15 protein-coding genes are annotated in these 12,473 nt (G+C 32.3%); 12 read left to right on the top strand and 3 right to left on the bottom strand.

Annotated features, from left to right (window positions below; all coding sequences use genetic code 11):
* Positions 1–6: 6 nt before the first annotated feature.
* From ACX0KU_RS08915 to ACX0KU_RS08970, 12 genes are all read left to right on the top strand, one after another.
* Complete coding sequence (locus tag ACX0KU_RS08915; protein WP_472989471.1) at positions 7–1,620, top strand: ABC transporter substrate-binding protein; 1,614 nt, start codon at positions 7–9, stop codon at positions 1,618–1,620.
* 66 nt (positions 1,621–1,686) lie between these two features.
* Positions 1,687–2,628 (top strand): ABC transporter permease, encoded by a 942-nt coding sequence (locus ACX0KU_RS08920; protein WP_472989472.1) that lies wholly within the window; start codon positions 1,687–1,689, stop codon positions 2,626–2,628.
* Complete coding sequence (locus tag ACX0KU_RS08925) at positions 2,625–3,446, top strand: ABC transporter permease (protein WP_472989473.1); 822 nt, start codon at positions 2,625–2,627, stop codon at positions 3,444–3,446. The genes ACX0KU_RS08920 and ACX0KU_RS08925 overlap by 4 nt, the downstream gene beginning before the upstream one ends.
* An 80-nt stretch (positions 3,447–3,526) precedes the next feature.
* Positions 3,527–4,420, top strand: a complete 894-nt coding sequence (locus ACX0KU_RS08930) for an ATP-binding cassette domain-containing protein (RefSeq protein ID WP_472992428.1) — start codon at positions 3,527–3,529, stop codon at positions 4,418–4,420.
* Positions 4,410–5,018 carry an ABC transporter ATP-binding protein gene (locus tag ACX0KU_RS08935; RefSeq protein ID WP_472989474.1) on the top strand — a complete coding sequence of 203 codons (609 nt, stop codon included), beginning with the start codon at positions 4,410–4,412 and terminating at the stop codon, positions 5,016–5,018. Before ACX0KU_RS08930 ends, ACX0KU_RS08935 begins: the two co-directional genes overlap by 11 nt.
* Before the next feature lies 1 nt (position 5,019).
* Positions 5,020–5,730 carry an AzlC family ABC transporter permease gene (locus tag ACX0KU_RS08940; protein WP_472989475.1) on the top strand — a complete coding sequence of 237 codons (711 nt, stop codon included), beginning with the start codon at positions 5,020–5,022 and terminating at the stop codon, positions 5,728–5,730.
* Positions 5,723–6,031, top strand: coding sequence for an AzlD domain-containing protein (locus ACX0KU_RS08945; RefSeq protein ID WP_472989476.1), 309 nt, complete (start codon positions 5,723–5,725; stop codon positions 6,029–6,031). The genes ACX0KU_RS08940 and ACX0KU_RS08945 overlap by 8 nt, the downstream gene beginning before the upstream one ends.
* A 141-nt stretch (positions 6,032–6,172) precedes the next feature.
* Positions 6,173–6,376, top strand: a complete 204-nt coding sequence (locus ACX0KU_RS08950) for a hypothetical protein (RefSeq protein WP_472989477.1) — start codon at positions 6,173–6,175, stop codon at positions 6,374–6,376.
* 114 nt (positions 6,377–6,490) lie between these two features.
* The gene (locus ACX0KU_RS08955) at positions 6,491–7,264 is read left to right on the top strand and encodes a staygreen family protein (RefSeq protein ID WP_472989478.1); all 774 of its coding nucleotides are present in this window, start codon (positions 6,491–6,493) and stop codon (positions 7,262–7,264) included.
* Entirely contained in the window at positions 7,257–7,382 is a 126-nt protein-coding gene (locus ACX0KU_RS08960; RefSeq protein WP_472989479.1) for a hypothetical protein, read from the top strand. The genes ACX0KU_RS08955 and ACX0KU_RS08960 overlap by 8 nt, the downstream gene beginning before the upstream one ends.
* Positions 7,383–7,454: 72 nt before the next feature.
* A complete protein-coding gene (locus ACX0KU_RS08965) occupies positions 7,455–8,054 on the top strand; it encodes an RNA polymerase sigma factor (RefSeq protein WP_472989480.1) in 600 nt (199 codons plus the stop codon).
* A complete protein-coding gene (locus ACX0KU_RS08970) occupies positions 8,051–9,361 on the top strand; it encodes a DUF4179 domain-containing protein (RefSeq protein ID WP_472989481.1) in 1,311 nt (436 codons plus the stop codon). The genes ACX0KU_RS08965 and ACX0KU_RS08970 overlap by 4 nt, the downstream gene beginning before the upstream one ends.
* 55 nt (positions 9,362–9,416) lie before the next feature.
* Here the strand turns inward: ACX0KU_RS08970 and ACX0KU_RS08975 are convergent, their stop codons facing one another.
* From ACX0KU_RS08975 to ACX0KU_RS08985, 3 genes are all read right to left on the bottom strand, one after another.
* On the bottom strand, positions 9,417–10,010 hold the full coding sequence (locus ACX0KU_RS08975) for a hypothetical protein (RefSeq protein WP_472989482.1): 594 nt from the start codon (positions 10,008–10,010) through the stop codon (positions 9,417–9,419).
* A 179-nt stretch (positions 10,011–10,189) separates the two neighbouring features.
* Positions 10,190–11,638, bottom strand: coding sequence for a carbon starvation CstA family protein (locus tag ACX0KU_RS08980; protein WP_472989483.1), 1,449 nt, complete (start codon positions 11,636–11,638; stop codon positions 10,190–10,192).
* A 121-nt stretch (positions 11,639–11,759) separates the two neighbouring features.
* Positions 11,760–12,470: a LytR/AlgR family response regulator transcription factor gene (locus ACX0KU_RS08985; protein ID WP_472989484.1), complete on the bottom strand. Its 711-nt coding sequence runs from the start codon at positions 12,468–12,470 to the stop codon at positions 11,760–11,762.
* Between the last annotated feature and the right edge of the window lie 3 nt (positions 12,471–12,473).

Here is a 12,473-nt window from a genome sequence, read left to right on the forward strand (position 1 = left end):
AGAAGTATGAAAAAAAGACTATTTTTAATAAAGGTTTTAACACTTGTTTTATTAACTACTGTATTATCAGGTTGTTCGAAACTAGATAGTAAAGATACATTAAGTAAGAATACAACTGAAAAAAAGGAGCTTGTTATTGCCATAGGAGGAGAACCAGAGAACGGATTTGATCCAACTACGGGTTGGGGTAGGTATGGCAGTCCTTTATTTCAAAGTACTTTATTTGTAAGAGATGAAAAACTTAATGTAGTTAATGATCTTGCTAGTGGATATAAAGTAAGAGAAGATGGATTAGTATGGAGTGTGAGTATTAGACAAGATGCAAAATTCTCAGATGGTAAGCCTCTTACTGTAGAAGATGTTAAGTTTACTTTTGAAACAGCAGAAAAAAGCGGGTCTATAGTGGATCTTTCTGTACTTAAAGAAATCAAAACTAGCGGAAACTATTCTATTCAGTTTATATTGAACAAACCTCAATCTACGTTTATAACTAATCTTTTAAGCCTTGGCATTGTTCCAAAGCATGGATATGGAAAGGATTATGCTAGTAATCCTGTAGGTTCAGGTCCTTATAAATTAGTACAATGGAATAAGGGGCAACAACTTATAGTTGAGGCTAATTCAGAGTACTATGGACAAAAACCTTATTTTAATAAAATTACATTTCTATTTTTAAACGAGGACGCGGCTTTTGCAGCTAGCAAAGTAGGAACTGTAGATATATCCTATGTAACCCCAACCTTTGCAAAGCAAGAGGTTGAGGGAATGAAACTTCTTAATATAAGCAGTGTAGATAATCGTGGTATTGCATTTCCACATTTAAAGAGTGGAGAAAAAGATTCAGAGGGAAATATTATAGGTAATGATGTAACCTCAGATATAGCGATATGTAAAGCTATTAACATTGCAATAAGCAGACAATCTCTTGTTGATGGAATTTTAGAAGGCTTTGGAACTCCTGCTTATACTGTATGTGACAATCTGCCTTGGTGGAATGAAGATACTGTTATTAAAGATGGCAATATAGAAGAAGCTAAAAAAATCTTAGCAGATGCAGGATGGAAAGATAGGGATGGAGATGGAATTCTAGAGAAGAATTCAGTAAAAGCGGAATTTAAGTTATTATATCCTTCTAGTGATCAAACTCGACAATTCTTATCTATAGCTGTAGCAGATATGATGAAGCCTTTAGGCATAAACATTATTCCGGAAGGACAAAGCTGGGATAAGTTAGAGAAAAATATGTATTCTAATGCTGTACTTTTTGGATGGGGAAGCCACGATCCTTTAGAAATATATAATATATATAGTAGTGATAATAAGGGAGTAGGCTTTTATAATACTATTTATTATAGTAACAAGGTAGTAGATGAGTATATGGAGAAAGCATTATCTTCTATAAGTGAGAGAGAAGCAATAGAATATTGGAAAAAAGCTCAGTGGGATGGAAGTACAGGACTAAGTGCTAAAGGAGATGCACCTTGGGCTTGGTTAGTAAATTTAGATCACTTATATTTAGTAAATGAAAAGCTAGACATTGGAGTTCAAAAGGTTCAGCCACATGACCATGGATGGCCTATTACTGATAACATAGTTCAGTGGAAGTGGAAGGAAAATTAAAAGGAGGTTCATCCTATTATAAATTATAAAATAATATTTAAATTTGTAGTAAGTAAAATAATAAGAATGAGTATTCTTATTATTACCTTAAGTTTTCTTTCTTTTATGCTTATTAAATACTCACCAATTGATCCAGTTGAGGCTTATATTGGTGGTGACATTATGCGTATTGGAGTAGAGCAGAGGGAAAAGATTGCTGAATATTGGGGGCTTAACAAGCCTCCGATAGAACAGTTTATTAGGTGGGCCTCAGCAGCTATATATGGTGATTTTGGAACATCTCTTATTTTTCGTCGTACTGTTCTTGAGATAATTAAGGATGGATTTATTGGGTCAGTTCTTCTTATGGGAATATCATGGCTTCTATCTGGTATATTAGGTTTTGTGCTAGGTATTGTTGCTGCGGTAAAGGAAGGTACCTGGATAGATAAAATTATAAAATACTATTGTTTAATTTTAGCTTCTACCCCCACTTTTTGGATAGGTATTCTTTTGCTTATTATTTTTTCAGTGAAGCTAAAATGGTTTCCCATTGGACTTGGAGTTCCAGCAGGTGTATTAAATGAAGATGTTACCTTTGGGAGTTATATCCATCATTTAGTGTTACCAGTTATGGCACTAAGTTTACTAGGAGTAGCTAATATAGCATTACATACAAGACAAAAGTTACTAGAAATATTAGAAAGTGACTATATATTATTTGCCAAAGCAAGAGGAGAGAGGGGAGCTTTATTAATTTGGAGACATGGAATTCGGAATATACTATTACCTGCCCTTACTCTTCAATTCTCTTCTTTTAGTGAACTTTTTGGAGGAGCAGTACTAGCAGAACAGGTATTTTCATATCCAGGACTAGGACAATTAACGGTGCAAGCAGGATTAAGAGGGGATGTTCCACTTTTGCTAGGAATAGTAATTTTTAGCGCTATCTTTGTATTTGTGGGAAATCTTATAGCAGACTTTTTATATACTATTGTGGATCCTCGTATGAGGGGAGGAGCTATATGAAGTATAGTTTAAGACAAAAAACTGGAATTAGGCTTTTATTTATTCTAGGATTATTAATAAGTATAATAATAGGAGGACTTCTAATTAGCAGTAAAGGGCTTACTACTAATTTTGAAATACGAAATCTCCCTCCTTCGATAGGACATTTATTTGGAACAGATTGGCTTGGACGAGATATGTTTACTCGTACACTAAAGGGACTGACTCTAAGTATTGGAATTGGATTATTATCAGCTTTCATAAGCGCTATAATTGCATTAATATTAGGGATTTTATCTGCTATGGATAACAAGTTAATTAATAATTTTATAATTCTTCTAGTAGATTTATTTCTAAGTGTCCCACATCTTGTTACTCTAATTTTAATTTCTTTTGTAGTTGGTGGAAGGGCAAAAGGAGTAATTATAGGAATAGCTTTTACACACTGGCCTAGTCTTACAAGATTAATTCGAGCAGAAGTATTACAGTTAAAGTCTTCAGATTTTGTTCAAATTTCTCGTAGACTGGGAAAATCTCAATGGTGGATTTTTTTACAACATATACTACCTCACTTAATTCCTCAAATTTTCATAGGGTTTATGCTACTATTTCCCCATGCTGTTTTACATGAAGCAGCTATTACATTTTTAGGATTCGGTCTGTCACCCCATAAACCTGCTATTGGAGTTATACTCTCTGAATCGATGAAGTACTTGTCTACAGGAATGTGGTGGCTTGCTTTCTTCCCAGGACTATCTTTATTAGTGGTAGTAAGAGGATTTGATGCTCTTGGAGATAATCTACGTATTTTAATAGATCCACATAGTGCACATAATTAAAGATCTTTATTTGAAATTAGGTGGTGTAAATCATAGATATAAAAAACGGAGCTCCTTTATTAGAAATAAAAGATTTATCTATATCTTTTACACAGTACACAAATAGATTTAAACAAAGTGAGATTAAGGTAATTACAGATCTTAGTTTATCTATATATGAGGGTGAAGTCCTTGCTATAATGGGGGCTAGTGGTTCAGGGAAAAGTCTACTAGCTCATAGCATTTTAGGTATTCTTCCAAGAAATGCTACCACAAGTGGTACTATAAAATATAAACAAGAAGTGCTAACAAAAAAACACCAAGAAAAATTAAGAGGTAAAGAAATTTCTCTTATACCTCAATCAGTTACTTCTCTAGACCCTTTAATGAAGGTAGGCAAACAAATAAGGACATCTGTTAACAATGGTAATCCAATTGAAGAGCAGAGAAAGATTTTTAAAAAATATAGGTTGTTAACTCATATTGAAAATATGTTTCCATTTCAGCTCTCAGGAGGCATGGCAAGAAGAGTGTTAGTTTCTACAGCTATGGTAAGTGGAGCGAGACTTGTTATTGCAGACGAGCCAACACCAGGACTAGATTCAGAGGTAATTAAAGATACAATAGAATCTTTTAGAGAATTATCTAAAAAAGGATCTTCTGTAATGCTTATTACTCATGATATAGAAATAGCGCTTCAAGTTGCAAGTAGAATTGCTATTCTTTATGCAGGGACTGTTCTTGAGATTGCTCATGTAGAAGATTTCTCAGGTAAAGGAGAAAACCTAAGACATCCCTATAGCAAGTTATTATGGCAGGCACTTCCACAAAATGATTTTATATCTGCTTCAGATTCAGGGTCCTCTAGCAATGAATTTATAAAGGGATGTTTATTTGTACATAGATGTAGCATGGCAACAGAAGAATGTTTTAATAAGCTACCTGAGACTCGTGATTTAAGAGGGGGATTAGTGAGGTGTTTTCATGCTTCTTGAAGGAAGAAATATTGGATTTCAATATAAAAAAAATATATGGACTCTGCATGGAGTAAATGTTTCAATAAAATCCGGTGAGAGTGTTGGACTTATAGGGCCCAGTGGATGTGGGAAAACAACTTTAGCACGTATAATGGCGGGATATATTACTCCACATGAAGGCTCTGTATTAATAGATAATTGTAAGATAAGTTCTACTGGCTACAGTCCTGTGCAACTTGTTTTTCAGCATCCAGAAAAGGCTGTTAACCCAAGATGGACTATGAATAAAATATTAAATGAAGGCTGGAATCCAGACAAGGAAATACTTAAAAAGCTTGAAATAAAGACAGAGTGGCTTAGTAGATGGCCAAACGAATTATCTGGTGGAGAACTGCAAAGATTTTGTATAGCAAGAGCACTCGGGCCTAAGACAAAATTTCTTATTGCTGATGAGATGACCACTATGCTAGATGCTATCACTCAAGCACAAATTTGGAAAGCAGTAATTGATATTATAAAAAAAAGAGATATGGGTCTTGTAGTGGTAAGTCATGACAGATATCTTATTGATAGAATTTGTTCTAGAGTTATAGATTTTAAAAAATGGGGGACTTAGAATGGAAAAAGGGGAACATAATGCTTTAGGCATTAAAGAAGGAGTTGTAGCAGGACTCCCTTTAGTTATTGGATATTTTCCAGTAGCTGTAGCTTTTGGAATCTTAGCAAAAACAACGGGAATTTCACTTATGGAGAGCTTTTTATTTTCTTTTTTTGTCTTTGCTGGTGCAAGTCAGTTTATGGCTTTAAATTTACTAGCTGTAGGAGCAGGAGTTGGACAAATCATATTAACAACACTACTCGTGAATTTTCGCCACTTCTTGATGAGCGCATCACTTACAACAAGGATTACAAAAGATATGAAAAAATGGGTACCTCTAATTGCCTTTGGAGTAACAGATGAAGTTTTTTCAGTTGTATCCTTTAAAGAGGAGGAGCTTACAACAAAGTTTATCCTGGGTTTGCAGTTAACATCATATCCATCCTGGGTAATTGGAAGTGTAGTTGGGTACTTAGTTGGTGAAATATTGCCACCTTTAATAAGAAATAGTATGGGGATTGCCTTATATGCTATGTTTGCAGCACTTTTAGTTCCAGAGACAAAAAGATCTAGGAAGATTCTAGTTATGGCCTTATCCTCTGGACTATTAAATTCAGCTTTAAACTATTTTAAGTTATTACCACAAGGATGGAATTTAATTTTATCAATAGTATTAATATCTGCTTTAGGAGCTGTAATATTTAATGAGGAGGAAGTTGTTTATGAATAAAATATTATTAATGATACTAGGAATGACTTTAGTAACTTATATCCCTAGATTGCTTCCTTTTTTAATGGTATCTAATGAAGATATGCCAAAGAGACTACGTAGGTTTTTAACATTAATCCCTTATACAGCCTTAGGTGCACTTATTATTCCAGGAGTTTTCTCTACAACACCAGATATGCCAGCAGCCTCATTAGTAGGAATTAGTTTTGCAGTAATATATGCTTGGTTTAAGGGTGGAATAATAGTTCCTGTAATAGGATCAATAGTGGCAACTTTTATTATGTTAGTGGTGAAATTTTAGAACAACATAGGAGTTTTAAATAATTTACATATAAGTAAAAAATTAATAATACATACTAAGTGAAGTATTTTAACACTTGAGTAGGGGTATAACATATACTATAGTATACTCAAGCTAATTAATATTTTGGAGGTATGCAATATGAAATTTGGTATGAGAAAACCAAGTTTGAAAAAAAGAATTGTGGCTAGAACTAGTGTTAAAAGAAATTTGGTACACAGATTAGGAATAAAGATGCCAAGAGGTTATGGATGGCTTAGAAGTCCTAAAAAATACGTATACAATAAAGTTTATAGAAAAACTACCTTTGATATATTTAAGTTGATAAAGAAAATATTCAAATAAGTAATATGAGTCATATATTATCACTGAGATATATTAGATTAAGTTGCATACAGAACCTAGTGTTTTCATATATTAGGTTAAGTATGCAATTTTTGTTTAAAGAAGGTGAAGGTATTGCCAAAGTTAAAACCAGAGAAATTATTTGTAGAATATAGACAAGGGATAACTAAAAAAGAACCTATTTTTAATAGGTACTATACTTTAACTCATTCTGATGAAACAGGAGAACTTTTTTTAACTATAGGAAGTATGTATGCTTTTGACAAAGTTAATTCTATGAGAGATGAAGTTCTTGGACAGTGGATTAAATATAATGACGAGTATTTCTTTTATATTTATCTATTAATAGATGGAGGAGAAATTCCACCATCTAAGGCAGAGATAAGGGATAAGATTTTTAGAAAAGAACTTCCATTAGCTCTTGAAGCTATAAGATATGGGGATAGGGAACTCTTCAAGGCTAATAAAGAGCTTGATAATGCACATATAATAGTATTCTTCAGTTCATCTATGCAAGAATACAATAACATTGAGAAGTGGGGAAAGTTATCAGACTATAACTTAGCATATAGAAGTGTGAAAGAGTCAAGTCTAGGAGAAGGAGAAATTCTAGACAGGGTAATTGCTACAATGTTAAATCCATACATTAAAAAGGAAATCTTTAATATCTATGAAAAAGATGAAAAATTTTGCTTAAAGGAAGTTGAAGTAGGGGCTCTTGAAGAAATAGGTACGGAGGATGAATGTGGGCCAAATTATGATGTGACTGTAGGATTAAAGGTAGGAGATGATCCTGCACCCTTCAATAATTTTATTATAAACTTCACTGTAACACCGAGTGAGGTAATAACTAGGTCAGTTAGAAAAGTTAAATATTATAATGTTTAACTTTTATAAGACTGATGAAAATGGTGTATACGGCAAGCCAGAGATATATGAAAAAGATGATGAGATAAAGGTAAGTATTTTTAAGGATTTAGTTATAGATTTAAAAATAGTATTTTAGTGAGTGCAGAGCAAAAGCTTTGCACCTTTTTTATTGCTAAATAGTATGTGATGTCAAAAAGTTTATTTAAAAATGAACCTTTTCAAGGGTACAATAGTCTTATATATAGAAAGAGGTGAGATGGTGGATGTAATAAACTTAGTGAGAGAGGCAAAAAAAGGGGATAAAGAAGCATTGATAGAGCTTATTATGGATAAAAAACAGGATTATTATAAGCTTGCCTATGTATATATGAAAAACAAAGAAGATGCTTTGGATGCAATGGAAGATATGATTGTAATTCTATATGAGAACATACACAAATTAAAAAAGGATGATGCATTCTATAGCTGGAGCAAGACTATTTTAGTAAATTGCTGCAAGAATGCTTTTAAAAAGAATAATAGAGTAATTTCACTAGAAGATATTAGGGATAAAGTACAAGAGGACTATGATAACAGTAAGGCAAGCTACAATGAAGAAATTGAAGAAAAAAATCAGCAAATTATTATAGAGGAATACATGTCAAAGCTAAATAAAAAGCATCAAGAAGTTATAAAACTTAGATATTTTTTAGACTTAGATTATAAAACTATTGCAAGTATATTAAAGATACCTAGTGGTACTGTAAAATCACGTATATCTATTGGACTTCAAAGATTGAAGGAATGTTTTGGAGGTGAAGAGGTATGAGTAAGGTTGAAGATATGTTAAATAATAAAAAATTAGAGATGGATAAAATAGAAGTACCAGAGGAATTAGAAGGAAGACTTAGAGGTGCACTATATAAAGTACAACCTAAAAAAAGTACAAGGCATAAAGTTATATTAAAAGTAGCCTCTTTAATTATGGCTATAACATTGATAGGATATAACATTGATACTTTAGCCTTTTATGGAAAAAAGATAATGGGTTTTGATGAAGTTATGACAGATACATTAAAAGAACTTAATGAAATGGGAAAAGGTCAGAATATAGATAAAAGTTATACCTTTAAAAATGGAGTAAAGGTAACAGTAGATGGAATTATGATAGATGATAATCAGCTTTTAATGTTCTACACAATAAAAGATCCAAGAGGTAATATAGATGATCCTAATCTTATGAATACTGATCCATATATACAAGGGATTATAGGTAGATACAATATGGGCAGTGGAGAAGGTAAGATGAATGAAGAGAATACTGAAATAAAATGGAAAACTGAATTTGAGAAGCCTTATTTCTTTGAAAAAACTTTAAAGTGGAGCTTTTGGCTAACGGAAGATAATAACAAAGAAGTAGGAGAAATAAAGTTTAAGATAGATAGAAGTAAAGCTATGGGTCACATTCTTAAGAAAAGCTTGAATAAAAGTATTAAAATCGACCAAGGAGAGATAACCTTTAAATCTATTGTAGCCTCTCCAACAGTGACTTATATAGAGGGTTCACTACAAAATATTGTTGAACTTGCTAGAGATGAGGTTAAAGGAGAAGGCTTTAGACCTTCAAGTTTAGATATAAGACTTATGGCAAATGGCAAAGAAGTTCAGCCGCAGGGTAGCGGTATGAGTACTAATATGAATGGAATTACCTTTGATAATAGATTTGATGCTTTGCCAAAAGAAATTGAAAGTCTTCAGATTAAAGTTGTGAGTCTTCAGACTGATAATAAAGTTAATGAACAAGTAAAGCTTAATAATGGGGACGAAAGTAAGAAACTTGAAATTTTAGGGCAACAGATAGAAATAAATAAGGTATGTGAATCAGAAGGAAAAACTTATGTGACAATTACAACTGAAGAGGATGTTCTCTTATCAAATGTACACATGGTTATGGATGGCGAAAATGTTGGACTTAAAAATACTACTCCAGCTAGTCATGATAAAAAGGCAGATGGAACCATTTTATATACAAGAAATCTTTGTTTTGAAGATACAGGAAAAGAACTATTCATGGAGATAAAAGGAATTAGATACAGAAAAGATTATAATGAATTAATTGATATTCCAATTAATTAAAATAAGTGCCAGCCTCAAATACTGACTTTAAGAGGCTGGCACCAAATGTTAAATGTTATTTTGCTAATTCCTGTTTTCCTGTAACTTTACTCTTGTCATCCATTTTGAAAGTAGATTGAGCTTCTGCATTAGCAAAATATACATTTCCATCAACTGTAGCATCTACTAATTGGAAGTTTTTAGATGAAACATAAAGATCACCTTTAAAAGTTCCGCTTTGAATTCTAGCTTCTGGGCTATTTATAGTAAGTTTTGGTGCTGTTAAAGTAAATCTAGCAGTTACTTTGCGATTTTCATCTTGAGTATATAAAGCTATCTTTCTTTGTATGATATCTTTACCAGCCTCATCTTTTTTACCATTCTTAAATTCACCATTGAGTGTTAGCTCTTTATTAATAGTTATATCTTTAACTGTTGCAATAATCCAAGTACCAGTGTCACTTATAGCTTTTTCAAAAGCTTCTCCATTATCTACTATTGAAGCTGTTGTTACAACATCTGGTGTTGTTTCAGGTGGAGTAGTTTGCTTTGGAGTCTGTTCTGTTTGTGTTGTGTCAGGTGTCTTTTGTGGTGCAGCTTCGTCACGAGCACATCCAGAAAAAATAGCAGTCGCTACAAGTAATGTTGATAATATAACTTTTACTTTCATTATAAATCCTCCTTAAATTTGTTATAAGTATATGTTCTGCTTTAAATATAGCATTTCCAGAATGATAAGAATTTACACATACTCTAAAATTTTTATATAACTCGACTTGTTTTGAAAAATTGAAAGCACAAGCTTAGTTTTTAAGCCTGTGCTTTGTAGGTGATTTTATATTAGATTTTTCATAATGTGGTATCAGCGTTAGTTTTTATTTTAGTTTTTACTTTTTTAGCAGCTACTGTGAAGATGAATAGTGATAAAATTGCTGCTATAATTCCTGCTGGTAAACCGATACTCATTGATAATTTAAATCCTTCTGGAGCAACTATTATATAAGTAGTACATACAGCTGTCATAAAGGTAGCTGGAATTGTTGACATCCAATGATTTCTTCCTATATTAACTAGATACATGGATGCAGTCCAAAGTACTATAGTTGCTAAAGTTTGGTTTGACCAACCAAAGTATCTCCAAACTATTCCAAAATTTATTCTAGTTAATGCAAAGCCTATTGCAAATAAAGGAATACTAATTAAAAATCTATTTTTAATTGGTCCTTGACTGAATTTTAATGAGTCAGCTATTGTAAGTCTAGCACTTCTAAAAGCTGTATCTCCTGAAGTGATAGGGCAAGCAACAACACCAAGTATTGCTAGTGTTCCACCAATAGTTCCAAGTAAACTTTTACTTACAGTATTAACAACTAAACCAGCATTGTTATTATTTGCAGCCATAAATCCTGATAGTCCATCAACTCCACCAAAGAAGCTCATTGCCGCTGCTGCCCATATTAAAGCAACAATACCTTCAGCAATCATTGAACCAAAGAAAATTTTTCGTCCTTGACTTTCTTTTGTTAAACATCTTGCCATTAAAGGTGATTGAGTTGAGTGGAAGCCTGAAATGGCACCACAAGCAATTGTTATAAATAACATAGGGAATAATGGATAGCTTTCTGGTTTAACATGCATATTTCTTAAGTTGCCAGCAATTTCAGGAATTGGATAGCCTCCGATTATTAGAGTAGCACCAACCCCTACAGCCATTATCAATAAACATATTCCAAATATAGGATATATTTTACCTATTAACTTATCTATAGGAACCATAGTAGCAATTAAATAGTATGCGAAAATTATATATAAGAATGTTTTAATACTTATACTTGGAATTAATCCATTTAGTATTCCTGCTGGACCACTTACAAATACAACACCTACAAGAACAAGAAGAACTACTGAGAATACTCTCATAAATTGTTTGAAACCGTTTCCTAGATACTTACCAACAACTTCAGGAATACTAGCACCGTCATGTCTTACTGATAACATACCTGAGAAATAATCGTGTACTGCTCCTGCAAATATACATCCAAATACAATCCACATAAATGCTGCTGGTCCCCACATTGCACCTGCAATGGCTCCAAATATAGGACCAAGTCCTGCAATGTTTAAGAACTGAATTAAGAAAATTTTCCATCCAGGCATTGGAACAAAATCAACTCCATCTTCAAGTCTTACTGCTGGAGTTTCTATATCGTCATTAGCACCAAATAACTTTTCAGTTATTTTGCCATAAATGAAGTAACCAACTATTAAAGCAATGATTGATAAAATAAATGATATCATATTCTAACTCCCCCCATAAAACAAATTTAATATAATTAATTTATTAAATTCATTATACTAAAAGTAGCTTAGTTTTTATCACTTCACTCATTAAAGAGCAAAAAAAGCACATGAAGTGCATTTATATGCCCATTAAGTGCTTAAAGCTACTAATATTATTTCGACTAACAGGAACTTCTTCTGATAATCCTTTAAGTTTAACCATGTAAGTATTATTAAACCAAGGTATTATTTCAACTATTTTATCTAAATTTACAATATAAGACCGATGAGTTTTAAAGAAGATATCCGTTGGAAGTCTCTTTTGGAATTCTGATATGCTAAGATGTTCAATATATGTATCACTTGAAGTATATATTAAGGTTTCTCTTTCCTTAGCTTCACAAAAACATATTTCACATACATCTATTACTTTTAATTTATTATTTTTTCGTAATGTAATTTTTTTATATACTGGAGCCTGTGCAGTATTCTCTTCTGTTTTTTCTAGTTTCTTCAAGGTATTAACAATTCTCTCTTCTGAATAAGGCTTAAGTATATAATCAAAGGCTTCAATTTCAAAAGCGTCTACTGCGTGTTCTTTATAAGCAGTAATAAAAACAACTATAATCTTTTTTTGAAAGTTATTTATTATTCTTCCAAGTGCTATTCCATCTAATTTAGGCATGCTAATATCTAAAAAAATAATATCAGGTTTGTTTTTCTGAATGTATTCTAATGCATTTATAGAGTCATCAAATTCTCCATCAATTCTTATGGAGCTAAATTTTGATATAAAATGCTTTAACTCTTCTCTTGCAGGATATTCATCATCCACAACTATACAATTCATATA

This window comes from Clostridium sp. X, assembly GCF_055755365.1.